This is a genomic window from Agrobacterium sp. 22-209-1 (assembly GCF_053522485.1).
The window spans coordinates 189,015-215,347 of record NZ_JBNWCH010000004.1; the positions used below are offsets into that span (position 1 = coordinate 189,015).

The 26,333-nt window shown below is 59.2% G+C and carries 25 protein-coding genes; 20 read left to right on the plus strand and 5 right to left on the minus strand.

The window, feature by feature from the left end:
- Nucleotides 1–232: 232 nt before the first annotated feature.
- From ACQZ48_RS12050 to lipA, 11 genes are all read left to right on the plus strand, one after another.
- A complete protein-coding gene (locus ACQZ48_RS12050) occupies nucleotides 233–1,138 on the plus strand; it encodes a VOC family protein (protein WP_191217612.1) in 906 nt (301 codons plus the stop codon).
- Nucleotides 1,138–1,983, plus strand: a complete 846-nt coding sequence (gene kdsA, locus ACQZ48_RS12055) for a 3-deoxy-8-phosphooctulonate synthase (RefSeq protein ID WP_269823975.1) — start codon at nucleotides 1,138–1,140, stop codon at nucleotides 1,981–1,983. Before ACQZ48_RS12050 ends, kdsA begins: the two co-directional genes overlap by 1 nt.
- A 136-nt stretch (nucleotides 1,984–2,119) precedes the next feature.
- The gene (gene eno, locus ACQZ48_RS12060; protein ID WP_077982352.1) at nucleotides 2,120–3,394 is read left to right on the plus strand and encodes a phosphopyruvate hydratase; all 1,275 of its coding nucleotides are present in this window, start codon (nucleotides 2,120–2,122) and stop codon (nucleotides 3,392–3,394) included.
- A 313-nt stretch (nucleotides 3,395–3,707) separates the two neighbouring features.
- Nucleotides 3,708–4,025, plus strand: coding sequence for an FtsB family cell division protein (locus tag ACQZ48_RS12065; protein ID WP_077982351.1), 318 nt, complete (start codon nucleotides 3,708–3,710; stop codon nucleotides 4,023–4,025).
- Nucleotides 4,026–4,178: 153 nt separating this feature from the next.
- A complete protein-coding gene (gene pdhA / locus ACQZ48_RS12070) occupies nucleotides 4,179–5,222 on the plus strand; it encodes a pyruvate dehydrogenase (acetyl-transferring) E1 component subunit alpha (protein WP_077982350.1) in 1,044 nt (347 codons plus the stop codon).
- 17 nt (nucleotides 5,223–5,239) lie between these two features.
- Nucleotides 5,240–6,661, plus strand: coding sequence for a pyruvate dehydrogenase complex E1 component subunit beta (locus tag ACQZ48_RS12075; protein ID WP_077982349.1), 1,422 nt, complete (start codon nucleotides 5,240–5,242; stop codon nucleotides 6,659–6,661).
- A 14-nt stretch (nucleotides 6,662–6,675) separates the two neighbouring features.
- A complete protein-coding gene (locus tag ACQZ48_RS12080) occupies nucleotides 6,676–8,034 on the plus strand; it encodes a pyruvate dehydrogenase complex dihydrolipoamide acetyltransferase (RefSeq protein ID WP_077982348.1) in 1,359 nt (452 codons plus the stop codon).
- A gap of 12 nt (nucleotides 8,035–8,046) precedes the next feature.
- A complete protein-coding gene (locus ACQZ48_RS12085; protein ID WP_077982347.1) occupies nucleotides 8,047–8,691 on the plus strand; it encodes an SGNH/GDSL hydrolase family protein in 645 nt (214 codons plus the stop codon).
- Between the two features lie 57 nt (nucleotides 8,692–8,748).
- Complete coding sequence (gene lpdA / locus ACQZ48_RS12090; RefSeq protein ID WP_077982346.1) at nucleotides 8,749–10,194, plus strand: dihydrolipoyl dehydrogenase; 1,446 nt, start codon at nucleotides 8,749–8,751, stop codon at nucleotides 10,192–10,194.
- Nucleotides 10,195–10,289: 95 nt separating this feature from the next.
- Nucleotides 10,290–10,538: a GlsB/YeaQ/YmgE family stress response membrane protein gene (locus ACQZ48_RS12095; protein ID WP_063949028.1), complete on the plus strand. Its 249-nt coding sequence runs from the start codon at nucleotides 10,290–10,292 to the stop codon at nucleotides 10,536–10,538.
- A gap of 102 nt (nucleotides 10,539–10,640) precedes the next feature.
- Nucleotides 10,641–11,612 (plus strand): lipoyl synthase, encoded by a 972-nt coding sequence (gene lipA / locus ACQZ48_RS12100; RefSeq protein WP_077982345.1) that lies wholly within the window; start codon nucleotides 10,641–10,643, stop codon nucleotides 11,610–11,612.
- 201 nt (nucleotides 11,613–11,813) lie between these two features.
- Here the strand turns inward: lipA and ACQZ48_RS12105 are convergent, their stop codons facing one another.
- The 3 genes from ACQZ48_RS12105 to ACQZ48_RS12115 form a co-directional block, all read right to left on the minus strand.
- Nucleotides 11,814–12,743: a DMT family transporter gene (locus tag ACQZ48_RS12105; protein WP_077982344.1), complete on the minus strand. Its 930-nt coding sequence runs from the start codon at nucleotides 12,741–12,743 to the stop codon at nucleotides 11,814–11,816.
- 94 nt (nucleotides 12,744–12,837) lie between these two features.
- A complete protein-coding gene (locus ACQZ48_RS12110; protein ID WP_448728842.1) occupies nucleotides 12,838–13,572 on the minus strand; it encodes an AraC family transcriptional regulator in 735 nt (244 codons plus the stop codon).
- Between the two features lie 126 nt (nucleotides 13,573–13,698).
- Complete coding sequence (locus ACQZ48_RS12115; RefSeq protein ID WP_003496171.1) at nucleotides 13,699–13,875, minus strand: hypothetical protein; 177 nt, start codon at nucleotides 13,873–13,875, stop codon at nucleotides 13,699–13,701.
- Nucleotides 13,876–14,115: 240 nt separating this feature from the next.
- Here ACQZ48_RS12115 and ACQZ48_RS12120 point away from each other — a divergent pair, with 240 nt between their 5' ends.
- Together ACQZ48_RS12120 and ACQZ48_RS12125 are read left to right on the plus strand one after the other, a co-directional pair.
- Complete coding sequence (locus ACQZ48_RS12120) at nucleotides 14,116–14,685, plus strand: P-loop NTPase family protein (RefSeq protein WP_137410264.1); 570 nt, start codon at nucleotides 14,116–14,118, stop codon at nucleotides 14,683–14,685.
- Between the two features lie 9 nt (nucleotides 14,686–14,694).
- Entirely contained in the window at nucleotides 14,695–15,150 is a 456-nt protein-coding gene (locus ACQZ48_RS12125; protein WP_191217606.1) for a type II toxin-antitoxin system RatA family toxin, read from the plus strand.
- Here ACQZ48_RS12125 and ACQZ48_RS12130 read toward each other — a convergent pair.
- Nucleotides 15,132–15,641 (minus strand): CinA family protein, encoded by a 510-nt coding sequence (locus tag ACQZ48_RS12130; RefSeq protein WP_191217605.1) that lies wholly within the window; start codon nucleotides 15,639–15,641, stop codon nucleotides 15,132–15,134. The two genes, ACQZ48_RS12125 and ACQZ48_RS12130, sit on opposite strands and share 19 nt — an antisense overlap.
- On the minus strand, nucleotides 15,638–16,825 hold the full coding sequence (locus ACQZ48_RS12135) for a bifunctional 2-C-methyl-D-erythritol 4-phosphate cytidylyltransferase/2-C-methyl-D-erythritol 2,4-cyclodiphosphate synthase (RefSeq protein WP_077982341.1): 1,188 nt from the start codon (nucleotides 16,823–16,825) through the stop codon (nucleotides 15,638–15,640). The genes ACQZ48_RS12130 and ACQZ48_RS12135 overlap by 4 nt, the downstream gene beginning before the upstream one ends.
- A gap of 276 nt (nucleotides 16,826–17,101) precedes the next feature.
- On the opposite strand from ACQZ48_RS12135, the gene dusB reads away from it, so the two are divergent.
- The 7 genes from dusB (at nucleotide 17,102) to hfq (ending at nucleotide 26,329) form a co-directional block, all read left to right on the plus strand.
- Entirely contained in the window at nucleotides 17,102–18,118 is a 1,017-nt protein-coding gene (dusB, locus tag ACQZ48_RS12140) for a tRNA dihydrouridine synthase DusB (RefSeq protein ID WP_173989048.1), read from the plus strand.
- Entirely contained in the window at nucleotides 18,115–19,263 is a 1,149-nt protein-coding gene (locus ACQZ48_RS12145) for a two-component system sensor histidine kinase NtrB (protein WP_077982339.1), read from the plus strand. The genes dusB and ACQZ48_RS12145 overlap by 4 nt, the downstream gene beginning before the upstream one ends.
- Entirely contained in the window at nucleotides 19,260–20,711 is a 1,452-nt protein-coding gene (ntrC, locus tag ACQZ48_RS12150; RefSeq protein ID WP_077982338.1) for a nitrogen regulation protein NR(I), read from the plus strand. Before ACQZ48_RS12145 ends, ntrC begins: the two co-directional genes overlap by 4 nt.
- Before the next feature lie 150 nt (nucleotides 20,712–20,861).
- Nucleotides 20,862–23,123 carry a sensor histidine kinase NtrY-like gene (locus tag ACQZ48_RS12155; protein WP_077982337.1) on the plus strand — a complete coding sequence of 754 codons (2,262 nt, stop codon included), beginning with the start codon at nucleotides 20,862–20,864 and terminating at the stop codon, nucleotides 23,121–23,123.
- Complete coding sequence (gene ntrX / locus ACQZ48_RS12160) at nucleotides 23,113–24,477, plus strand: nitrogen assimilation response regulator NtrX (protein ID WP_003521348.1); 1,365 nt, start codon at nucleotides 23,113–23,115, stop codon at nucleotides 24,475–24,477. The genes ACQZ48_RS12155 and ntrX overlap by 11 nt, the downstream gene beginning before the upstream one ends.
- Nucleotides 24,478–24,525: 48 nt before the next feature.
- Entirely contained in the window at nucleotides 24,526–25,902 is a 1,377-nt protein-coding gene (gene trkA / locus ACQZ48_RS12165; RefSeq protein WP_077982336.1) for a Trk system potassium transporter TrkA, read from the plus strand.
- Between the two features lie 184 nt (nucleotides 25,903–26,086).
- Entirely contained in the window at nucleotides 26,087–26,329 is a 243-nt protein-coding gene (hfq, locus tag ACQZ48_RS12170) for an RNA chaperone Hfq (RefSeq protein WP_003496145.1), read from the plus strand.
- Nucleotides 26,330–26,333 lie beyond the last annotated feature (4 nt).

Consider the following 26,333-nt stretch of genomic DNA (forward strand, 5'->3'; position numbering starts at 1 on the left):
TTTCATGCTTTGCCAGAGGTAAACCGTTTCTCTCAAATGGAGCACGGCCGCCCGCATCATATCCCCCACATGAAGCCTCTTCAAACCCAGTAAGTCGACGATAAAGTCTATATATAGATTGTTTACAAGTCAACAATTATGCCTGATGCGCACATGGAAGGAGTTCGAGATAACGTCTATTGTTCCGAGCCGACCATTTGCCTCTTCATCCTCGCCGTGCTTTTCTGGCCCGATGGATTTCCCAGCTGCGGAGGCCGTTCAGTTGAACCCTTATCCCGTCGATCATCTTGTCCTGCCCGTTGCCCACATTGATGTCGCCACGGCGCGCCTGGCAAACCTCGGTTTCACAGTTGCGCCTCAGGCGATCCATCCGTTCGGCACGATGAATGCGTGCGTCTTCTTCGCGGACGGCACCTATCTTGAACCGCTTGCTGTTCATGATCCGGCTAAGTATCGTGAATCCGTGGGGAATGGCGATGTATTCACCCGCCGGGATCGCGACTTCAGGGCAAGCCACGGAGAAGGTTTCTCCGCCCTTGTCGCTGGAACGAAAGACGCCTTTGACGATCATCAGCGGTTTATCTCCGCAAACTTATCCGCCGGCGATATTTTCGAATTTTCGCGACCCGTGCAGATGCCCGACGGATCGAGAAGCGAAGCCTCGTTTCGATTGGCGTTTGCGGCAAGCGGATCTGCTGCGGATTTTTTTATGTTCAGTTGCCAACGGATCAAGGCCCTGCCGGGTGACCGGTCAGCGTTGGAGCGCCATGCTAACGGCGTCACAGGGCTTTCAGAAATCATCCTGATCCCAGGCGCGGATGCGAGGGCAGGGGCGCTGGCCGAGGCGGTGTTTGGTTTTTCATCCACCTTGTCCCCCAGCGGCGACAGAACGTTTGCGACGGCAAATGCCGCAATAAGATTGACGGAAAAACCTGCCTTCGGCGACGCATCCATAGATGCGTCCAGCCAAAGCGCAGGCGGATTGCGCGGCGCGGGCATCGTCTTTTCCGTTCGCGATCTTGCCGTGACAGCGGCGGTGCTTGCTGCTAATGGCGTCTCCAGCATGGAAGCGGGCGGTCGTCTGGTGGCGCCCGTAGCACCGGGTCAGGGCGTTGCCTTCGCCTTCGAGGAAAAATGATGAGCGTTACGAACAATCTCAAAGTCACCGCCGGCGATGGCGACAGCAAGGTCTCCTTCTGCAACAGCGAACGTTTTTCGCTGATTGCCGGCCCCTGCCAGATGGAAAGCCGCGACCATGCCTTCATGATCGCCGGTGTACTCAAGGAACTCTGCGATAAGCTGGGTATAGGCCTTGTCTACAAGTCCTCCTTCGACAAGGCGAACCGCACCTCGCTTTCCGGCAAGCGCGGCATCGGCCTTGATAGCGCGATGCAGGTTTTCGCCGATCTCAAGAAGGAGTTCGGTTTTCCCGTTCTGACCGACATCCACACGGAAGAGCAATGCGCCATCGTTTCCGAAGTGGTTGATGTGCTGCAGATCCCGGCCTTCCTCAGCCGCCAGACCGATCTTCTCGTCGCTGCCGCCAAGACCGGCCGCGTCATCAATGTCAAGAAAGGTCAGTTCCTTGCCCCCTGGGACATGAAGAACGTGCTGGCCAAGCTGAATGAAAGCGGCAACCCGAATGTGATGTTGTGCGAGCGCGGCGCGTCCTTCGGTTACAACACGCTGGTTTCCGACATGCGCTCGCTGCCGATCATGGCTTCGCTCGGTGCACCTGTCATCTTTGATGCAACCCATTCGGTCCAGCAGCCGGGCGGGCAGGGCGGCTCCACGGGCGGCCAACGCGAATTCGTCGAGACTTTGGCGCGGGCGGCGGTTGCTGTCGGCGTAGCAGGCCTCTTCATCGAAACCCATGAGGACCCGGACAACGCGCCGTCCGACGGCCCCAACATGGTGCATTTGAAGGACATGCCGAAACTGCTTGAAAAGCTCCTCGCCTTCGACGCCATCACCAAAGCCTGAGATTGTGCGTTTGGTTTGTGCCAATCGATTTTAATGGCGGGCGCTCCGTTTCTGCCGCCCGTCGTCATTGTAATTTCTTCGTCATCGTCTAAGACAGGCGACGGAAAATATCTGTTCCATTCCCAAGGGAGAGACCATGACTGCCATTACCGATATCATCGCGCGCGAAATCCTCGACAGCCGCGGCAATCCGACCGTTGAAGTCGATGTTTACCTCGAAGACGGCTCCATGGGCCGTGCCGCCGTTCCCTCCGGCGCCTCCACCGGCGCGCATGAGGCGGTTGAGCTGCGCGATGGCGGCAAGCGTTATCTCGGCAAGGGCGTGGAAAAGGCTGTTGAAGCCGTCAACACGGAAATCTTCGACGCCATCGGCGGCTTCGATGCTGAGAACCAGATCCAGATCGATCAGATGATGATCGCGCTTGACGGCACGCCGAACAAGTCGCGCATAGGCGCCAACGCCATCCTCGGCGTTTCGCTCGCCATTGCCAAGGCTGCCGCTGAAGCCTCCGGCCTGCCGCTTTATCGTTATGTCGGCGGCCCGAACGCGCATCTGCTGCCGGTTCCGATGATGAACATCATCAACGGCGGCGCCCATGCCGATAACCCCATCGATTTCCAGGAATTCATGATCCTGCCGGTTGGTGCGGAAAACATCCGCGAAGCCGTGCGCATGGGTTCTGAAGTGTTTCATACGCTGAAGAAAGAATTGGCTGCCCAGGGTCACAACACCAATGTCGGCGACGAGGGCGGTTTCGCACCGGGTCTCGAAAGTGCACCGGCCGCGCTCGATTTCATCATGAAGTCGATTGAAAAGGCCGGTTACCGTCCGGGCGACGACATGTTCGTCGGTCTTGACTGTGCCTCGACCGAATTCTTCAAGGACGGAAAATACGTTCTCGAAGGTGAAGGCCGCACTCTGGAGCCAGGCGCTATGGCGGAATATCTGGCGGAACTCGTCGCCAAATATCCGATCATTTCCATTGAAGACGGCATGGCCGAAGACGATTGGGAAGGCTGGAAGACGCTGACCGATCTCATCGGCAACAAGTGCCAGCTCGTCGGCGACGATCTCTTCGTCACCAACTCTGCGCGTCTTCGTGACGGTATCAAGATGGGCGTTGCAAACTCCATCCTCGTCAAGGTCAACCAGATCGGTTCGCTCTCCGAGACGCTGGATGCGGTCGAAACCGCACACAAAGCCGGTTACACCGCCGTTATGTCGCACCGTTCGGGCGAAACCGAAGATTCCACCATCGCCGATCTCGCGGTCGCCACCAATTGCGGTCAGATCAAGACCGGCTCGCTTGCCCGTTCCGACCGGCTCGCAAAGTACAACCAGCTGATCCGCATCGAGGAAATGCTGGGCCCGCAGGCTGCTTACGCCGGTCGTTCCATCCTGCGCGGTTAATTCGCCCTCATTTTGAGGGAGGTCGTTACTGCCCGTGACGGGATTGGTATCAGGCCTGGCAACATATTCGACGTCATCCTCGGCCTTGTGCCGAGGATCTGCCAATGTCTCGTCAATTCGATACGTTGCAGATGCTCGGGACAGGCCCGAACATGACGAAGGAGAGTTTGACGGTCTCATCTCCCTCTTAAGCCCGCCCTCCGTTGGGCTTTTTTGCGTCAATTTGCCGTTCGCTATTTAAGGTCAACGGATAGTTAAACAATCCGCTTTAGTCTTGAGACTCACGTTATGCGTTTTAAGGCTTCTCTCCGGCATGTGGACCAGACATCATAAAAAGAGACGATTCGGCCGTTTGATCGTTCCGGCCATCACGATCGCTTTTCTTTCCTACTTCGGATATCATTCCATCCACGGTGACTTCGGCCTGCAGGCGACGGAGCGGCTGGAGCGGCAGCGTATTACTCGTACTGCCGAGCTTCAAAAGCTTACGCAGGCGCGTGTGGCACTGGAGCGGCAGGTGGAATTGCTGAGTGACGGTTCGCTGGAACGGGATATGATCGACGAGATTTCGCGTTACCAGCTGAATATGTCCCGAACGGACGAAATCGTCATCATGAACGCATATTTCTGATTAACCGAAATCGAGTTAATTTAACATTTGTGATTTATTCACAGCATCTTAGCGTGAATATGTGCCATGCGTTTAAAGCATTGCTGCATGGCATTTTCTTGCATATGGTACGCGCCACTCTATCCATTCAAATGGCAACTCAGGGAGGGATGAATGGCGCCGCGAAAACCAGCGACCGTATCCGGCCGCAAGACCACGGCAAAGGCTGCAACCGAATTCACCGGCAAGAACAGCCCCGACTTCTCCAAGGAAGACGAACTTCACGCCTACCGTGAAATGCTGCTCATCCGCCGCTTCGAGGAAAAGGCCGGCCAGCTCTACGGCATGGGCTTTATCGGTGGTTTCTGTCACCTCTACATCGGCCAGGAAGCCGTTGTCGTCGGCATGCAGATGTCGCAGAAGGAAGGCGATCAGGTCATCACCGCTTATCGCGACCATGGCCACATGCTGGCTCTGGGCATGAGCGCACGTGGCGTCATGGCCGAATTGACCGGCCGTCGCGGCGGCCTGTCGAAGGGCAAGGGCGGCTCGATGCATATGTTCTCGAAAGAGAAACATTTTTACGGCGGCCATGGCATCGTTGGTGCGCAGGTTTCGCTTGGAACCGGTCTCGCATTCGCCAACAAATATCGTGGCAACGACAACGTCTCCGTGACCTATTTCGGTGACGGTGCGGCCAACCAGGGTCAGGTCTACGAGAGCTTCAACATGGCGGCCCTCTGGAAACTGCCGATCATCTATATCGTCGAGAACAACCGTTACGCCATGGGCACCTCGACCGCCCGCGCTACCGCCCAGTCGAACTATTCGCTGCGTGGCCAGTCGTTCGGTATCCCCGGCGTTCAGGTGGATGGCATGGATGTGCGTGCCGTCAAGGCCGCCGCCGATCAGGCGCTGGAACATTGCCGTTCCGGCAAGGGCCCGATCATTCTGGAAATGCTGACCTACCGTTACCGTGGTCACTCCATGTCCGACCCGGCGAAATATCGTTCCAAGGATGAAGTGCAGAAGATGCGCTCCGAACATGACCCGATCGAGCAGGTCAAGGCACGGCTTCTGGAGCAGGGCTGGGCAAGCGAAGATGAATTGAAGGCCATCGACAAGGATGTCCGTGATATCGTTGCCGACAGCGCCGACTTCGCCCAGAACGACCCCGAGCCGGATGTATCCGAGCTCTACACCGACATTCTGCTCTGATCGGGAAAGGGAAACCCATGCCTGTAGAAATTCTTATGCCCGCCCTTTCCCCGACCATGGAGGAAGGCACGCTTTCCAAGTGGCTTAAAAAGGAAGGCGACAAGGTAACCTCCGGCGACGTGATCGCGGAAATCGAGACCGACAAGGCGACCATGGAAGTGGAAGCCGTCGATGAAGGCGTTATCGGCAAGCTGCTGATCGACGCCGGCACCGAAGGCGTCAAGGTCAATACGCCGATCGCTGTTCTGATCCAGGAAGGCGAGAGCGCCGACGACATCTCTTCCTCTGCCAAGAAGGAAGAACCGAAGGCTGAAGCTGCAAATTCCGGGTCTGATGCCGCCGGCGGCAAGACCCGCGAAGCGGTCGAAGAGCCGAGCGCTGCCAAGGAAGCCGCCAAGGTTCCGGCAGCCCCGAAGATCGAAGTCGCTGCCGATCCGGATATTCCTGCCGGTACGGAAATGGTGATGACGACCGTGCGTGAAGCGCTGCGCGACGCCATGGCCGAAGAAATGCGCGCCGACGAAAAAGTCTTCGTCATGGGTGAAGAAGTCGCCGAATATCAGGGTGCCTACAAGATTACCCAAGGCCTGTTGCAGGAATTCGGCGAGCGCCGCGTCATCGACACCCCGATCACCGAGCACGGTTTTGCCGGTATCGGTGTCGGCGCTGCGATGACAGGGCTGCGCCCCATCGTCGAATTCATGACCTTCAACTTCGCCATGCAGGCGATCGACCAGATCGTCAACTCGGCTGCGAAGACGCTTTATATGTCGGGCGGCCAGATGGGCGCGCCGATGGTATTTCGTGGTCCGTCCGGTGCTGCTGCCCGCGTTGGCGCGCAGCACTCGCAATGTTACGCCGCATGGTACAGCCATATTCCGGGTCTCAAGGTCGTCATGCCTTACACGGCAGCCGACGCCAAGGGTCTCCTGAAGGCAGCTATCCGCGATCCGAACCCGGTCATCTTCCTTGAGAATGAAATTCTCTACGGTCAGAGCTTCGAAGTGCCGAAGCTCGATGATTTCGTGCTGCCGATCGGCAAGGCGCGTATTCACCGCAAGGGCAAGGATGCGACCATCGTTTCCTTCGGCATCGGCATGACCTATGCCATCAAGGCGGTTGCGGAACTCGAAAAGCTCGGCATCGATGTCGAACTGATCGACCTGCGCACCATTCGCCCGATGGACCTGCCCACCGTCATCGAATCGGTCAAGAAGACCGGTCGCCTGGTCACGGTCGAGGAAGGTTTCCCGCAGTCATCGGTCGGTGACTTCATCGCCAACCAGGTCATGCGCGCCGCTTTCGATTATCTCGATGCGCCGATCCTGACGATCGCCGGCAAGGATGTTCCGATGCCTTACGCGGCAAACCTCGAAAAGCTGGCTCTGCCGAACGTCGATGAAGTCGTTCAGGCCGTCAAAACCGTCTGCTACAAGTAAGGGGAGGCGTTTCGATGCCGATAAACATCACCATGCCTGCCCTTTCTCCGACGATGGAAGAGGGCAATCTGGCCAAGTGGCTGGTCAAGGAAGGCGACAAGGTCGCTCCCGGTGACGTGATCGCCGAGATCGAGACCGACAAGGCGACCATGGAAGTGGAAGCCGTCGACGAGGGCACCGTTGCCAAGCTGGTCGTTCCGGCCGGCACCGAAGCGGTCAAGGTCAACGCCCTGATCGCCATCCTCGCCGCTGATGGCGAGGATGTGGCCGAGGCGGCAAAGGGCGGCGATGCCGCGCCTGCCAAGGCGGAAGCTCCGAAGCAGGAAGCTGCCAAGGCCGAAGCGCCGAAGGAAGAAGCTGCGCCGGCCAAGGCTGAAAAGCCGGCGGCCGATCAGGCGCCCGCGTCCTCTACGCCGGCACCGGTTGCGAAGTCCGGCGAGCGCATCTTCGCTTCGCCGCTTGCGCGCCGTCTCGCCAAGGAAGCCGGTCTCGACCTCACGGCCGTTTCCGGTTCCGGTCCGCATGGCCGTATCGTCAAGACCGACGTGGAAAAGGCTGCCGCTTCCGGCGGTGCGAAGGCTGCTCCTGCCGCCGCAGCATCGCCAAGTGCACCGGCTCCGGCGCTCGCCAAGGGCCAGTCGGACGAAGCCGTTCTCAAGCTGTTCGAAGAAGGCTCCTACGAGCTTGTGCCGCATGACGGCATGCGCAAGGTCATCGCCAAGCGTCTGGTCGAATCCAAGCAGACGGTTCCGCATTTCTACGTTTCCGTGGATTGCGAACTCGACACGCTTCTGGCACTGCGCGCTCAGCTCAACGCCGCTGCTCCTGAAAAGGACGGCAAGCCGGTCTACAAGCTGTCGGTCAACGACATGGTCATCAAGGCGCTGGCCCTTGCGCTGCGTGACGTGCCTGATGCCAACGTCTCCTGGACCGAAAGCGCCATGGTCAAGCACAAGCACTCGGATGTCGGCGTTGCCGTTTCCATTCCGGGTGGCCTGATCACGCCGATCATCCGCAAGGCGGAAGAGAAGTCGCTCTCCACCATCTCTAACGAGATGAAGGACTACGGCAAGCGCGCCAAGGAGCGCAAGCTGAAGCCCGAGGAGTATCAGGGCGGCACGACCGCCGTGTCCAACATGGGCATGATGGGCGTCAAGAGCTTCTCCGCCGTCATCAACCCGCCGCATGCCACCATTCTGGCGGTTGGCGCGGGCGAACAGCGGGCAGTCGTGAAGAACGGCGAGATCAAGATCGCCAATGTCATGACGGTCACGCTTTCCACCGACCACCGCTGCGTCGATGGCGCGCTCGGAGCCGAGCTGATCGGTGCGTTCAAGCGCTACATCGAAAACCCGATGGGTATGCTGGTTTGATCGGAGAGTAAGATGGTGAAATCGGTCCTCTGCTTTGGCGATTCCCTTACCTGGGGATCAAATGCGGAAACGGGTGGCCGGCACAGCCATGACGATCTTTGGCCGAGCGTCCTGCAAAAGGCGCTCGGTCCTGATGTGCATGTGATCCACGAAGGTCTAGGCGGTCGCACCACGGCTTATGACGATTTGACCGCCGATTGCGACCGCAACGGCGCGCGGATTCTTCCGACATTGTTGCACAGCCATGCGCCGCTGGATCTCGTGATTATCATGCTTGGCACAAACGATATGAAGCCGGCGATCCATGGGTCGGCGATTGTTGCCATGAAGGGTGTGGAGCGGCTTGTGAAACTCACGCGCAACCACATCTGGCAGGTGGCCGATTGGGAGGCGCCTGATGTGCTGGTCGTCGCGCCGCCGCAGCTTTGCGAAACGGCCAACCCCGTGATGGGCGCGATCTTTCGCGATGCGATCGATGAATCAGCAATGCTCGCGTCCGTTTACCGCGATCTCGCCGACGAGCTCGATTGCGGCTTCTTCGATGCGGGTTCCGTGGCCCGGACGACGCCGGTGGATGGCGTCCATCTCGATGCTGAAAATACGCGGGCCATCGGGCGAGGGCTGGAGCCCGTCGTCCGCATGATGCTCGGACTTTAGGAACAATTCCCGGTCGTGGCGCTGTTCGCGACCCGATAGGACAAGGCAGGATTTCCAATGGCTCAATCTTATGACGTCATCATCATCGGTTCGGGACCGGGCGGTTACATTGCTGCGATCCGCGCAGCCCAGCTCGGCATGAAGGTTGCCGTCGTGGAGCGTGAGCATCTGGCCGGCATCTGCTCCAACTGGGGCTGCATTCCCACCAAGGCGTTGCTGCGCACCGCCGATGTCATGCACACCGCCACCCACGCCAAAGATTACGGCCTGACGCTGGAGGGCTCGATCAAGCCTGACGTGAAGGCCATCGTGGCGCGCTCGCGTGGCATTGCCGCTCGCATGAACAACGGCGTCGGTTTCCTGTTCAAGAAGAACAAGGTCGATATCATCTGGGGTGAAGCCAAGATCACCAAGCCGGGCGAAATCGTCGTCGGCAAGTCCGCCAAGCCGGTGGTTCAGCCGCAGGGTCCGGTTCCGAAGAACACGCTGGGCGAGGGCACTTACACTGCCAAGCACATCATCGTCGCCACAGGTGCGCGCCCGCGCGCGCTGCCCGGCATCGAGCCCGATGGCAAGCTGATCTGGACCTATTTCGAGGCGATGAAGCCGGAAGAAATGCCGAAGTCGCTGCTCGTCATGGGCTCGGGCGCCATCGGCATCGAGTTCGCCAGCTTCTACCGCACCATGGGCGTCGACGTGACCGTCGTTGAAATCATGAGCCAGGTCATGCCGGTTGAAGATGCGGAAATCTCCACCTTCGCCAAGAAGCAGCTTGAAAAGCAGGGCATGAAAATTCATCTGGAAACCAAGGTTTCCAAAGTCGAGAAGGGCGCGAACTCTGTCACCGCGACGCTCGAGAAGAAGGACGGCTCTTCCGAGAAGATCACCGCCGACCGGATGATTTCCGCCGTTGGCGTCGTCGCCAATATCGAAGGCATCGGCCTTGAGGCCGCCGGCGTGAAGACAGATCGCGGTTTCATCGTCATCGATGGTTACGGCAAGACCAATGTTCCCGGCATCTACGCCATCGGCGACGTCGCCGGCCCGCCGCTGCTCGCCCACAAGGCGGAGCACGAGGCTGTCATCTGCGTCGAAAAGATCGCCGGTCTGCCGAATGTCCACCCGATGGACAAGCTGAAGATCCCCGGCTGCACCTATTGCAACCCGCAGGTTGCCTCGGTTGGTCTCACCGAAGCCAAGGCAAAGGAACAGGGCCGCGATGTCCGCGTCGGCCGTTTCTCCTTTGCGGCGAACGGCAAGGCTGTCGCGCTCGGCGAAGATCAGGGCATGGTCAAGACCATCTTCGACAAGAAGACCGGCGAGCTGCTCGGCGCGCATATGGTGGGCGCGGAAGTCACCGAACTCATCCAGGGCTTCGTCGTCGCCATGAATCTGGAGACGACAGAAGAAGATTTGATGCACACGATCTTCCCGCATCCGACCATTTCGGAGTCGATGAAGGAAAGCGTGCTCGACGCCTATGGGCGTGTGCTCAACGCATAAGTGCCGCGTGATGCCCGGCATTGTCTAACCTTGCCGGGTGTCCCATATGTCTCGATGCAGCCTTAAGGCGGGCTGTTGTTTCAGGGAGCGTGGGAATGGAAAGTGTAGGCTGGATTGCAGCAATCATCATCGGCGGTCTCGCCGGCTGGCTTGCGGGCAAGCTCATGGACATGCGTTTCGGCATTTTCATGAACATCGTGCTTGGTATTGTCGGTTCGGTCGTCGCTGTCGCCGTGCTGCGAACCTTCGATGTGTTCGTGCAGGATAGCAGGCTCGGTTATTTCGTGACGTCGTTCCTTGGCGCAAGCCTGTTGCTGTTCATGGCAAAGCTCGTGCGGCGCTGACAAGGCTTCGTGACCGGAAGGGGCTTACGCTTTTTCTGGAATTGTTCTAAAGCATCGCACCAAAGATGTCTGGATCGCCAAGGGCGATGGAAGCAGGTTTTTATGGTCACTATTCTCGACAGGACGTCGTCCGACGAAAAGCGTATCCGCCACCCGGAAAAGGCGCACAAGCCCGATACCGAGGTCATGCGCAAGCCGGAATGGATTCGCGTCAAGGCGCCGACCTCCAAGGGCTATCACGAGACGCGCGAGCTGGTGCGTAGCCACAAGCTGGTAACAGTGTGCGAGGAAGCCGGCTGTCCGAATATCGGCGAATGCTGGGACAAGAAACACGCAACCTTCATGATCATGGGTGAGATTTGCACCCGTGCCTGCGCCTTCTGCAACGTCGCCACCGGCAAGCCCAATCCGCTCGATATGAATGAGCCGGAAAATGTCGCCAAGGCCGTCAAGCAGATGGGCCTGTCCCACGTCGTCATCACTTCTGTTGACCGTGACGATCTCGCCGATGGCGGTGCTGAACATTTCGAGAAGGTCATCTGGGCGATCCGCGCCGCCTCTCCGACGACGACCATCGAAATCCTCACGCCCGACTTCCTGAAGAAGCCCGGTGCGCTGGAGCGTGTCGTCGCCGCCAAGCCTGACGTCTTCAACCACAATATGGAAACCGTTCCGGGCAATTACCTTACTGTTCGCCCCGGCGCGCGTTATTTCCACTCCGTGCGCCTGTTGCAGCGGGTCAAGGAACTGGACCCCACCATGTTCACCAAGTCCGGCATCATGGTCGGCCTCGGTGAAGAGCGTAACGAAGTGCTGCAGCTGATGGACGACCTGCGCAGCGCCGACGTGGATTTCCTGACCATCGGTCAATATCTGCAGCCGACCCGCAAGCACCACAAGGTCGAGGCATATGTTACGCCGGAGGAATTCAAGTCCTACGAGACGGTGGCTTATACCAAGGGCTTCCTGATGGTCTCTTCCAGCCCGCTGACCCGCTCTTCCCACCATGCCGGCGACGATTTCGAACGCCTGCGCGCGGCCCGCGAGAAAAAGCTGCTGGCTGCCGCGGAGTAAGGGACAAAGGTTCGGCAACATAGGTTGCTGCATCGGGCGATATACACTCTCTCCACCGTCATGCTCGGGCTTGTCCCGAGCATCTGCAACCTATCGATTGTACGATACGTGATTGGATCCTCGGGACGGGCCCGAGGATGACGTGAGTAGGAGGCGAGGCTTGTGAAATGGCTCTGCCGCCTGTTCCCGGCCTTCAACCGATCACACCACAACCTTCTCCGGCCGATGCGCCCGCATGCAAAGCACGACACTCAGCACCACCGAACATATTGCCACGACCTCAATCAGTGTCGGGCCACGCCCTTCCCAGAGAAAACCGTAAAGCAGCGCAAACAGCGTTTCGAACAGGATCATCTGCCCGACCATGGTGAGCGGCAGAAGGCGGCTCATGCGGTTCCATAGGGCATTGCCGAGAATGGAGGCGGTGAAACCCAGCCCGGCTGCAACAGCCACAAAATGCAGCCAGTCGCCCGAATTATGGCTTTCGCCGCCAAAGCCAAAGGCGGGAACAGCGAGCACGAGCGCAAGAGCGCCGGTCACCACACCCGTCATCATGTTCCAGTCGTCGGCGCTGACGTCATGGAGGCGGGAGAGCCAGCGGGCATTGCCAACAGCGAAAGCCGTCCACGACGCCAGCGCACCCAGCGCACAGGCAAGGCCGATGATACGTGACATGTCCAGCCCAGCGTCGTTTTCCGTCAGCGACTGCCAGGAAATGCCGACAATGCCGATTGCGCCGAAAACGAGCGATGGCCATAGCCGCTTCAGCGACACCGCGCCGTGATCACGGCTGCCGATGATGGTGACGGCGACCGGCAGGAAGCCGATAATGATCGACGTGAAGGCGACACCGCTCAGCTTCACTGCCGTCGATATGAAGACATAATAGGCGATGTTGCCAATCATGCTCAGCCAGCCGAGCGCGATCCATTCCCGCGTACCGAAATGGGCCGATACCCTTTTCAGTCGCGGCCCGATGATGATGAGGGAAATCAGCCCGTAGGTGAGGTAACGCGCCGTCGAGAGTTGCAGCGCGGAAAAATCCGGCACGAGTTTCGGCGCGAGGAATATACCGCCCCAGAGCGCACCCGCCAGCATGCCGTAAAAAACACCGAGACCTGTTCTGTTCATGTCATGTCACATCCGCATTCGTATTTTCCTGCGATGTGCCACAGCCCTCTGCGGCTGTCTTGACAAAAACTCCTGACCTGATGCGCTGGCGGTTTTAATGAATCCCGTAGGTTCGACGGTAGGCTGCGGGCGTTTCACCCACTGCGTTGCGCATGGCCCGCGTCAGTGCAGTCTGGTCGGAAAAGCCGGCCCGCAAAGCGATCTCGGCAATAGGCAGGGTGGAATTGGTGAGCAATGCACAGACCTTGTCCATGCGCAGCCCGGCCAGCCAACGGTGAGGAGGGAGGCCGAATTCCTCGAGAAACAGCGCATGCAGGCGACTGTCGCTGATCGTCACGCAGGAGGCGAGCATCTCGATAGTCCAGGGGAAGAACGGCTCAGCCCTGACCAGTGCAACGAGCCTGTGCAAGCGTTGGCGGATGTCGACTTTCTCGTTGGCAAGGCTGTCGACCAGAAGTGGCGTCCACAGGCCGGCGATATCGTCGCGTCGCCCCTCTCTTCCGATGACGCCGCGCATATAGGCGATCAACTGCCGCGTATCCTGCGCTATGTCGACGAACGGCGAGCGGACGAATTTCTCGAGTGTTTGCTCGGGAAGGGCGCCTTCATCGATATCGACCACCAGCGAGTGGTTGCTTGCCGTCGCTTCCTGCGTATGCGGCGCGTCGCGATGGATGAACACGCCGCGTCCGGTCGACAATTCGTCCTGCCGTCCGGCCACATCGATCAGCAGACGCCCGGAGACAGGAAGAACGATCTGAACGAAGCCATGACGTTCCTTCGGTCTTTCTTCCCTGTAGATTCTGATGTCGGCGGATGCGGCTGTCATGACGCTGTCGTTTCCATTTGCAAAGAAATGGCCGCCTCGAAAAAGCGGCCAGTTCATCACTTGATTATGACATCGTCTTGAAGAATGGGCCAGTCGGCTTTATCGGTCGGCTCTGCGCGCCGGCAATTAACAGTCTTCCTTGGCGGTCGATTCGCCGCGTTTGCGCTTGCGCAGAACCGGCTTGTTCTCTCTCGCTTCGCATTTCGCGACGTCGATCAGATAGGCAAGCACCGGCATGCCGTTCATCGATGCGAGTTGCTTGGCGGATTCGAGAAGGTTGATGATGTTGGAAAAATCGTCCATCGGCTCACTCAGTGGCTCAAAGCGGTTATATGTCGGGTCTGAACCCAAGGATGAATACGCTGGGTGAAATCGGGAGCTTCCAGCGTCGTTACATCCAATGGGTGTAATATTAGTCGCAAATAAATAGCAATCCCTGCGACGGGGTTACAATAGTCAATTTTCCGTAACTGTCATGCGCGGTGACGATATCGCTGCGAGGAGATGGCAGAAAATATCCGGCAGTCAGATGAGGTGTCAGAAATGCCAAATTATCTTCACAGGGTGGAGGATGCTGCTGCGATCATCGCCGGGGCGCAGCGAATCATGGTCGTGGGCTGTTCCGGCGGCGGCAAATCGACGCTTTCGCAGAAGCTCGCGCACAATTTCGGGCTTCGCTACATCTCCATGGATCGGGATGTTTTCTGGCTGCCCGGCTGGCGGGCGCGCCCGCGCGAAGAGCAGCGAGAAAGGATAGCCGCCATCATTACCGAAGAGCGCTGGCTGATGGACGGCAGCAATCCGTCGTCTTTCGATATGCGGCTGCCGCGATCCCATATCGTTTTGTGGGTGCGCATGCCGCGCTGGCTCTGCCTGTGGGGCGCCGTCAGCCGGGCGATCAAGGGTTATGGCAAGGCCCGCCCGGAAATGGCGGAGGGGTGCCCTGAAAGAATAGACGTCGAATTCCTGCGCTACATCTGGAATTTCGAGCGGCGCCATACGCCGATCTTCGAGCGGAATTTCGCGTTGTATGGTCCTGATGTGCCGGTATTCCAGCTGAAAAGCCGAAAACAGTTTCGCCGCCTTCTTGATCTTCTGCGTATCGAGGATTAACTGCCGCTCATGCCACAGTTCGAAACGCATCGCCACGTCAAACACTCGCCCGACCGCATGTACGACCTCGTCGCCGATGTGGAGAAATATCCGCAGTTTCTGCCCCTTTGCGAAGCGCTTGCCGTCCGCTCGCGCAAGGAGCGCGATGGCAAGGTGCTACTGGTGGCGGATATGACAGTGGGTTACAAGGCCATTCGCGAAACCTTCACCACGCAGGTGCTGTTGAACCCGGCAGAACGCGCCATCGACGTGAAATATATCGACGGCCCGTTCAAATATCTCGACAATCGCTGGCGTTTCGAGGCCTCGGACGAGGGCGGCTCAGCCATTCATTTCTTCATCGATTACGAATTCAAGAACCGCCTGCTCGGCGCGGTGATGGGCTCGATGTTCGACCGGGCCTTCCGTATGTTCGCGGAAGCCTTCGAAACGCGTGCCGACAAAATTTACACCGAACCCGCCTGATTGAGGGCGATCAGCATCTCAAGCGCCGTCCTGACGGTCGCAAGCCGGATTTCGGTTCGGCCGATATCTCCGTAGCGCATTTCGTGATGCAGGAGGTTGCCGTTGCGCGCCTTGGCGGCCAGATGCACAAGCCCCACCGGTTTTTCGGCTGAGCCGCCACCCGGGCCGGCAATGCCGGTTACCGCCACGGCGAAATTCGCGCGTGAACGGAAGAGGGCGCCCTGCGCCATCTGCAGCGCCGTCTGACGGGACACCGCGCCGAAATTCGCCAGCGTCTCGGCGCCAACGCCCAGCATGTCCATCTTGGCTTCATTGGTATAGGTCACAAAACCGCGATCCACGACAGCAGAGGAGCCGGCAATCTCCGTCAGCGCGCCGGCAATCAGGCCGCCGGTGCAGCTTTCCGCGGTCGAGACCATGAAACCATGCGCGGTGAAATCGGCAATGATCCGCCGCGCCAACTCTTCTATGTCCGCGGGAAAAAGGCTCATAACGGTCTGCCCCTGTAGACGACCGTAGCTGTGGCGATTGCAGCAATGCCTTCCCGGCGGCCGACGAAACCGATCGTCTCATTGGTCGTCGCCTTGACCGAGCAGCGCTCCAGCGCGATGCCGAGCATGTCCGAAAGCGCTTCCCGCATGGCCTGGCGGTGCGGACCGATGCGCGGTGCTTCGGCGATCAGCGAAACATCGGCATTCATGATCGTGCCGCCATTGTCCCGCACGACCTTTGCCGCATGCTCCAGGAAGATGCGCGAGGCAGCACCCTTCCATTGTGGATCGGAAGGCGGGAAGTGATCGCCGATATCGCCGGCACCGCAGGTGGCGAGCAGGGCGTCCGTCAGCGCATGCAGCGCCACATCGGCATCCGAATGGCCTTTCAGTCTCTGGTCATGCTCGATGAAGATGCCGCAGAGCGTCACGCCATCGCCGGCCTCCAGCTGATGCACGTCGTAACCATTGCCGGTGCGCACGTCTGGTAATCCGTTGGAGAGCTTTTCATCGGCCATGGCGATATCCCGCTTGAGAGTGAGTTTTACATTATCGACCGAACCTTCTGTCAGCGTCACCGTCAGTCCTGCCCACTCGGCAATCGATGCATCATCGGTGAAATCGGTTTTGCCAGATGCGGAAGCGGCGCGATGTGCTCCAAGAATATCGCCGAAGGTGAAACTCTGTGGCGTCTGCGCAGCATAAAGTCCCTGGCGTGAAACAGTCTCTGCAACAACGTTACCCGCACCGCGCTTCAGCGTGTCGGTGACGGGGAGGGCGGGCAGGACGCTGCTGGCGCCGGCCCGGTGCAGGGCGACGATCCGTTCCAGCATGTCCACGGGGACGAAAGGCCGCACGGCATCATGGATCATCACATGCGTCAACTCTTCCGAGGCAAGCGCTTCCAGCCCGGCAAGCACTGATTGCTGGCGTGTTGAGCCGCCCGTGACGGTGACGATCCGCCCGCCGGAATCAAGCCGCTGGAGGATTGGCGACAGCAGTGCTGCATCGTCTGCATGACTGACGATCACGATGGCGGAGGCGTGATCCCAATCGAGGAAGGTGGACAATGTATGCTCGATCACGGCCCGGCCTCCGATCGGGCGATATTGTTTCGGCCCTTCCTCGGGAGAGCCCGCTCTTTCTCCACGTCCGGCGGCGACGATGACGATGCCGAGTTTCATAGTACTTTCCTGCATTGGTCTTATGCTTTGCGCGCAACCCTTAGCGGTTGACAGTCCTGCTCTAGCGTTTCAAAACCCGGATGGCCAGCCCGATATGACGCGCATTCGCCCCTGCATGCCGCAGGATCAGCAGCCATTGCGCGTTCAAACCTGCACAAATTGCTGCCGACAGCAAAACAGGCAGGCAATCGCCCAGCAAATAAAAGGTGCAACCCTCTAAAAGTGCTTGGCAACCGCACAAACACTGTCTAAAAATAATGCAAATAAACCTTCTGCATGAAAGATCATCAATTGCATCTTCCGGAGTTGTCAGAACCGTTCAGCATCGGCTCAGTCACGATCCGTAATCGTGCCGTGCTGGCGCCCATGTCGGGCGTGACGGATCTGCCGTTTCGGCAACTTGCCTGGCGTTATGGCGCAGGCCTTGTCGTGACGGAAATGGTGGCAAGCCGTGAACTCGTCGCTAACAGAGGCGAATCCTGGGCGCGCCTGAAAAACGCCGGCATGTTTCCGCATATGGTGCAGCTTGCCGGGCGCGAGGCGCATTACATGGCTGAGGCAGCGAAGATCGCTGCCGATAACGGCGCTGGCATCATCGACATCAATATGGGTTGTCCTGCCAAGAAGGTGACAGGTGGCTATTCCGGCTCGGCTTTGATGCGCGATCCCGATCATGCACTCTCGCTCATCGAGGCAACTGTCAATGCAGTCGACGTGCCTGTGACGCTGAAGATGCGGCTTGGCTGGGACGAGAACACCATCAATGCGCCGGAGATCGCCCGCCGTGCCGAAGCCGCTGGTGTTCAGCTCATCACCATTCACGGCCGCACCCGTATGCAGTTTTACGAGGGACGGGCAGACTGGGATGCCATCCGCGCCGTGCGTGAGGTGATTTCCGTGCCGTTGATCGCCAATGGCGATGTGGAAACGGCCGATGATGCACGCGAAATCCTGCGCCGTTCGGGTGCGGATGCCGTCATGGTCGGTCGCGGCGCGCAGGGGCAGCCATGGCTGCCGGCGGTGCTCGCCGGACATTCAGCCCCGCACCGCGACGATATTCCCGCCATCGCCATCGAACATTACGAGATGATGCTGGAATTCTACGGAAGGGAAGCCGGTCTTAGGCACGCCCGCAAACATCTGGGCTGGTATCTCGACCGTTTTGCACTTGAGTTCGCCACCTCCGACAAGGCTCAAATCATGACATCGCGTGACACGGGAGAGGTGGCGGATCTGCTGCGCACCGCCCTTTGCGCAAATGCGGGCGAAGACGCCGCAAGGAAGGCCGCATGAGCGCTGACAAACATAGCCCGGCAGATGGAAACCCGCTTGCCATGGCGGTTTTGAACGCGGTGCAGAACCCCGTCATCCTGGTGGATGCCGAAGGTTTCATCGCCTTCGCCAATTGGGAAGCCGAAGCCTTTTTCGGGGCGAGCGCCTCCCATCTCGCGCGCTACCGTGTTTCTACCTTCATTCCCTTCGGCAGCCCGCTGCTTGCGCTGATCGATCAGGTGCGCGAGCGCCGCGCGCCGGTCAACGAATATCGCGTCGATCTGAGTTCGCCGCGTCTCGGCCAGGACAAGCTGGTCGATCTTTACGTTGCGCCTGTTGTCAGCGAACCGGGATCGGTGGTCGTCGTCTTCCAGGAAAGGTCGATGGCCGACAAGATCGACCGGCAACTGACGCATCGCGCTGCGGCACGCTCCGTTACCGGCCTTGCCTCCATGCTCGCGCATGAGATCAAGAACCCGCTCTCCGGCATTCGCGGCGCTGCCCAGTTGCTGGAGACCTCGGTTGCCGATGAGGACCGGGCGCTGACGCGGCTGATCTGCGATGAGACCGACCGCATCGTCTCGCTGGTTGACCGCATGGAGGTGTTTTCCGACGAGCGGCCGGTGGATCGCGTGCCAGTCAACATCCATTCCGTGCTGGATCATGTGAAGGCCATCGCCAAGGCCGGCTTTGCCCGCAATATCAAGATTTCCGAGAACTACGACCCGTCGCTGCCGCCGGTTTATGCCAATCGCGACCAGCTGGTGCAGGTCTTTCTCAATCTCGTGAAGAATGCGGCGGAAGCCGTGGGCAATCAGCCGGATGGCGAAATCGTGCTGACGACCGCCTATCGCCCCGGCATCCGTCTTTCGGTTGCCGGCAGCCGCGAACGCATCTCGCTGCCGCTCGAATTCTGCGTACATGACAATGGCCCCGGCGTCCCGGCCGACCTTCTGCCGCACCTCTTCGATCCTTTCATCACCACCAAGACGAATGGTTCCGGCCTCGGGCTGGCGCTGGTCGCGAAGTTGATCGGCGCCCATGGTGGCATCGTCGAATGCGACAGCCAGAACCACCGCACGACCTTCCGCGTATTGATGCCCGTCTCGCCGGAAGTGGCGCTCGACGACAGCTCTTTGCCGAACTCGACAGGAAATGACAGATGACAGCTACGATCCTCGTCGCCGATGATGATGCCGCAATCCGCACCGTTTTGAATCAGGCGCTGAGCCGCGCCGGTTATGACGTGCGCATCACCTCCAATGCTGCAACGCTCTGGCGCTGGGTGTCGGCGGGTGAGGGTGATCTTGTCGTAACCGATGTCGTGATGCCGGATGAAAATGCCTTTGACCTGCTGCCGCGCATCAAGAAGGCCCGCCCGGATCTGCCCGTTTTGGTCATGAGTGCGCAGAACACCTTCATGACAGCCATCAAGGCCTCGGAAAAAGGCGCTTACGATTACCTGCCGAAGCCCTTCGACCTCACGGAACTGATCGCCATCATCGGCCGCGCTTTGTCTGAGCCGAAGCGCAAGCCGGCGAAGCTCGATGACGACATGCAGGACGGCATGCCGCTCGTTGGCCGCTCGGCGGCGATGCAGGAAATCTACCGCGTTCTTGCGCGCCTGATGCAGACCGACCTGACGCTGATGATCACCGGCGAATCCGGCACGGGTAAGGAACTGGTGGCGCGCGCGCTGCATGATTACGGCAAGCGTCGCAACGGACCCTTCGTCGCGATCAACATGGCGGCCATCCCGCGCGACCTCATTGAATCCGAACTCTTCGGCCATGAGAAGGGCGCCTTCACCGGCGCGCAGAACCGCTCGACCGGCCGTTTCGAACAGGCCGAGGGCGGCACGCTGTTCCTCGACGAAATCGGCGACATGCCGATGGACGCCCAAACGCGGCTGCTGCGCGTGTTGCAACAGGGCGAATATACGACGGTAGGCGGTCGCACGCCGATCCGCACCGATGTCCGCATCGTCGCGGCCACCAACAAGGACCTGAAGCAGTCGATCAATCAAGGCCTTTTCCGCGAAGACCTGTATTACCGCCTGAACGTCGTGCCGCTGCGGCTGCCGCCGCTGCGTGACCGCGCCGAGGATATTCCCGATCTGGTGCGCCATTTCATCCAGCATGGCGAGAAGGAAGGGCTGGAAGGCAAGCGTTTCGAGAGCGAGGCGCTGGAGGTCATGAAGGCCTATGCCTGGCCAGGCAACGTGCGCGAGCTGGAAAACCTGATCCGCCGCCTGATGGCGCTTTATCCGCAGGAAGTCATCACCCGCGAGATCATCGAGCAGGAATTGCAGTCGGATGTCCCGGACAGCCCGCTCGACAAGATGGCGGTCCGCACAGGTTCTCTCACCATTTCACAGGCGGTGGAGGAAAATATGCGGGATTATTTCGCCAGTTTCGGCGATGGCCTGCCGCCGCCCGGTCTTTATGACCGCGTTCTGCGGGAACTCGAATATCCGTTGATTCTCGCCGCCTTGACTGCGACGCGCGGCAACCAGATCAAGGCCGCCGATCTTCTTGGCCTGAACCGCAATACACTGCGCAAGAAAATCCGCGAGCTTGGCGTTTCCGTTTATCGTAGTTCCCGTCCTACCTGAGAATGTTGACAAGGCCGCCTTTATCGTTGCACTTTCGCCACATTGTGTTGCTTGAAAAACACTAGGAAGGGAAGAGATTCGCCGGTCTGAGGCGCGTCTCGCCTGACTTCAGAAATGTGGTGCTGGCTTGCCAGCGATTGGGAGTAGTGCATGCGGAAACCCGCCGCCGAAAACGCCGTTGCCGACGAAGCAGCGGGCATGGTGGTTGCCGATCGCAGGATGTCTTTCGCTCTGCCGGGTTTGGTGCTCGCCGGCGTCGCTCTCGTTTGCGCCATCATCACCCTGTTCGTACTTCTGGGCGTCACGCCAATCGCACCGACATCGAACGTCGTCATCGCCTCTGTCGTCATCAATTCGATCTTCGTGATCGGCTTGATGTTCCTTATCGGGCGCGAAATCAACCGGCTGCTGAAAGCGCGCAAAAAGGGCAGGGCGGCGGCGCGCCTGCACGTCCGCATCGTCGTGCTTTTCTCCATCGTGGCGATTACGCCCGCGGTCCTCGTCGCCATCTTCGCCAGCTTGACGTTGAATGTGGGCCTCGACCGCTGGTTTTCGCTGCGCACGCAGTCGATTGTCGATTCATCGAGCAATATCGCCCAAGCCTATATGATGGAGAATGCCGGTTATCTTCAGGGGCAGACCCTGTCGATGGCGACCGACCTCGACCGCAACCGTGCGCTTTTTTATCTGGATCGCACCGGCTTCGTCGATCTGATGACCCGTCAGGCCAAGGGGCGCGGTCTTCTTGGCGCGTTTCTGGTGCAGGAGGACGGTGATGCTGTCGCCCAGGCCGACATCAAGACCGAAAAACCGCTTCCCGCCATACCGCACGACGCGCTTGAAAAAGCAGCCGCCGGCCAACCGACGCTGATCCCGCCCGGTATCACCAACCTCGTTGGCGCAATCATCAAGCTTGAAGGCATCAGCGGCACCTTCCTTTACACAGTGCGCGCCGTCGATCCCAAGGTGATGGGCGCCATGCGGCTGATGGAGGAGAACCGCGCCGAATACAAGGCTATGGAGGCGGGCCGTGCGCCGCTGCAGATCGCTTTTGCGATCCTCTATCTCGGTTTTGCGCTGATCGTTCTTCTGGCGGCCATCTGGACGGCGATCGCGGTGGCTGACCGTATCGTGCGGCCCATCCGCCTGCTCATCAGTGCTGCAGACAGCGTCGCTACCGGCAACATGCATGTGCTGGTTCCCGTTCGCGCTGTCGATGGCGACGTCGGGCGTCTGTCGCGCACCTTCAACAAGATGGTTTCTGAACTGCGCAGTCAGCAGGAACAGATCATTGAGGCCAAGGACGATATCGACGACCGTCGCCGCTTCATCGAAGCCGTGCTGTCGGGCGTCACCGCCGCCGTCATCGGTGTCGATGAGAGCCGCAGGATCACCATCGTCAATCCGTCGGGCGAAGAGTTTCTGGCGCAGACCTCCGAACAGCTTATCGGCGCGCAACTGTCGGAGATCGCGCCTGAAATCGAACAGGTCGTCAACGAGGCCAATACCTGGTCTCGCGGCAACTTCCGCAAGCAGATCAATATCATGCGGCGCGGCAAGGAGCGGACGCTGAATGTGCAGGTGACCCGTGAGGATGCTCGCGACAGCCGTGACAGCTACGTCATCACACTTGACGACATCACCGATCTCGTCATCGCCCAGCGTTCGACCGCATGGTCGGATGTGGCGCGTCGCATCGCGCATGAGATCAAGAACCCGCTGACGCCGATCCAGCTTTCTGCAGAGCGGATTAAGCGCCGTTTCGGCAAGCAGATCGATGAAAACGACCGCGCCATCTTCGATCAGTGTACCGACACCATAGTCAGGCAGGTAGGCGATATCGGCCGTATGGTCGATGAATTCTCGGCCTTTGCGCGCATGCCAAAGCCGACGAAGGAGAAATCGGACCTGCGGGCGATTTTGAAGGATGCGGCATTCCTGCGCGAAATCAGCGCGGCCGATACGAAGTTCTCGACCGAGCTCGGCGATGTCCCGCTGGAGGGCATGTTTGATGCCCGCATGCTGGGTCAGGCCTTCGGCAATCTCATCAAGAATGCGACGGAGGCGATTGAGGCGGTAGAAGGCGAAAAACGGCCGGGGAAAATCCTGGTGCGCGCATCCTTCGACGAGGCCAATTCGCGTTTCGTGGCGGATATCATCGACAATGGCCGTGGTCTGCCCGTCGAGAACCGTCACCGCATTCTCGAACCCTATATGACGATGCGGGACAAGGGCACGGGCCTCGGTCTGGCCATCGTCAAGAAAATCATCGAAGAGCATGGCGGGTATCTGGAACTCCACGATGCCCCGCCGGAGTTCGATCACGGCCACGGCGCCATGATCAGAGTGCTGCTGCCCTATATCGAGGCGGTCGGCGGCGAAAATAACAAGGAAGCAGCATATGGCGTCTGATATTTTGGTCGTGGATGACGAGGCGGACATTCGCGAAATCGTAGCAGGCATTCTTTCCGACGAAGGCCACGAGACCCGCATGGCGTTTGACAGCGACAGCGCGCTGGCCGCCATTTCGGAGCGGGTGCCGCGCCTGATATTTCTCGACATCTGGATGCAGGGTTCGAAGCTCGACGGTCTGGCGCTGCTGGACGAAATCAAGAGCCGTCACCCCGAAATTCCTGTCGTCATGATCTCCGGTCACGGCAATATCGAAACCGCTGTCAACGCCATCAAGCGCGGCGCTTTCGACTTCATCGAAAAGCCCTTCAAGGCCGACCGCCTCATCCTGATCGCCGAGCGGGCGCTGGAAAACTCCAAGCTCAAGCGTGAGGTTCAGGAACTCAAGAAGCGCACCGGTGACGCGGTTGAACTCGTCGGCGCGTCGCTTGCGGTGTCGCAGCTTCGCCAGACTATCGACCGGGTTGCTCCCACCAACAGCCGCATAATGATCCTCGGTCCTTCCGGTTCCGGCAAAGAGCTCGTGGCGCGCATGGTGCACAAGAAGTCCTCGCGTGCGAGCGGACCCTTCGTCGCCCTTAACGCCGCGACGATCACGCCGGACCGCATGGAAATCGCGCTTTTTGGCACGGAAGGACTTCCCGGGCAGCCGCGCAAGGTCGGCGCTCTGGAAGAAGCCCATCGCGGCGTGCTGTATCTTGATGAAGTCGGCGAAATGCCGCGCGAAACGCAGAACAAGATCCTGCGGGTGCTGGTCGACCAACAGTTCGAGCGCGTCGGCGGCGGCAAGCGGGTGAAGGTGGATGTGCGCATCATTTCCTCAACCGCCCATCACCTCGAAAGCCTGATCGCCGAAGGCCAGTTCCGCGAAGACCTTTATCATCGACTCGCTGTCGTGCCGGTGAAGGTCCCGGCGCTCTCCGAACGACGCGAGGATATTCCTTTCCTCGTGGACATGTTCATGCGCCAGATTTCCGAGCAGGCCGGCATCCGCCCGCGCAAGATCGGTGACGACGCCATGGCCGTTCTCCAGACACATGACTGGCCGGGTAACATCCGGCAGTTGCGCAACAATATCGAACGGCTGATGATTCTTGCCCGTCCCGAAGGCGGCGAAGCGCCGATCTCGGCCGACATGCTCCCCTCGGATATTGGCGACATGCTGCCGAAGATTTCGGCGCAGGGCGATCAGCACATCATGACCCTGCCGCTGCGCGAGGCCCGTGAGATGTTCGAGCGTGACTATCTGATGGCGCAGATCAACCGCTTCGGCGGCAATATTTCGCGAACGGCGGAATTTGTCGGCATGGAACGGTCTGCATTGCATCGCAAACTGAAATCTCTCGGCGTATAAGGGAAGAAGGCGCTTCGGCGTAACCGATTATTCCGTCAGAGAGACAGCATGAAAGTTATCATTTGCGGCGCAGGGCAGGTGGGTTACGGCATCGCCGAACAATTGTCTCGAGAGGACAACGAAGTATCGGTGATCGATACCGCCGCGCCGCTCATCACCGCCATTACCGAGACGCTGGATGTGCGCGGTTACGTCGGTCATGGCGCCCATCCCGACATGCTGGCCAAGGCCGGCGCCGATCAGGCCGACATGATCATCGCCGTGACGTTGCATGACGAGATCAACATCGTCGCCTGCGAGGTGGCGCATGCCCTGTTCAGCGTGCCGACCAAAATCGCCCGCATCCGCGACCAGAGCTATCTGAAGCCGGAATATGCCGATCTCTTCAGCCGCGAGAACATGTCCATCGATGTAACGATTTCCCCCGAAGTCGAAGTTGGCAAGATGGTGCTGCGGCGCATCGCCTTTCCGGGCGCGACCGATGTGGTTCGGTTTGCAGACGATACGATCTCCATGCTGGCAATCGAGTGCATGGAGGATTGTCCGGTCATCAACACGCCGCTGCACCAGCTTTCCAGCCTCTTTCCCGACCTCATCGCCACGGTAGTGGGCGTCTACCGGGGCGGCGTTCTCAAGGTTGCGCATTCCTCTGAGCAATTGCGGGTGGGCGACCTTGCCTATGTCATTTGCCAGCGCCATCACGCCCGCCGCACCTTAAGTCTTTTCGGCCATGAGGAGCAGGAAGCGCAGCGAATCGTGATTGCGGGCGCCGGCAATATCGGACACTTCGTCGCGCGCAAGATCGAGGAACTGCAGCCGAAAACGCGGGTGAAGATCATCGAGGCGGACCGCGACAGGGCGGTTGCCGCATCTGAACACTTAAGCCACACCATCGTCATGCATGGCTCGGCGCTTGACCAGAAAATCCTCATGCAGGCCGATATTCAGGATGCCGATCTTATTGTGACGCTCACCAATAACGACCAGACCAATATTCTGGCTGCGGTGATCGCCAAACAACTCGGCTGCAAATCGAATCTGGCGCTGTTGAACAGTACGTCGTTCCACGATGTCTCCCGCTCTCTGGGCCTCGATGCCTATATCAACCCGCGGGCCGTTACGATCTCCCGCGTGCTTCAGCACGTGCGCAAGGGGCGCATCCGCTCAGTCTATGCCGTCCAGCGCGGCTCGGCAGAGGTGATCGAAGCGGAAGCGTTGGAAACGTCGCCGCTGGTCGGCCAGTCCTTCCGCGACATCGACATGCCGGAGGGTGTGCGCATCGGGGCGATCTATCGCGACGGGGTGGTGATCCGCCCGGATGGCAGCACGAAAATCAAGGCGAAGGACCGCGTCGTGCTGTTTGCATCCGCCGATGCGGTGCGCGATGTTGAACAACTCTTCCGTGTGTCGATACAATATTTTTGACTGTCCCGAATTGAAAATGTGGGTCAATACTCGTACTCATTCGGCTGTTTTGACCGTTGCGGAACGGAACACGATTTGATACCAGAGTTTGAGGTCGGCCAAGCGGGGGACAAGACTCGGCCGGCTTATTATTGATTGATTATTTTCCGGTATCCCTGCCGGCAAAAAAGAAAGAAGCGGCGCCATGGCGGAACGTTCTCAAAACCTTCAGGATCTTTTCCTCAATACCGTTCGTAAGCAAAAGATTTCGCTCACGATTTTCCTGATCAACGGCGTCAAGCTGACGGGCGTTGTCACCTCCTTCGACAATTTCTGCGTGCTTCTGCGCCGTGACGGTCATTCGCAGCTTGTTTACAAGCATGCGATCTCCACCATCATGCCCGGCCAGCCGATGCAGATGTTCGAAAGCGAAGAAGGCGCTGCCTGATCGG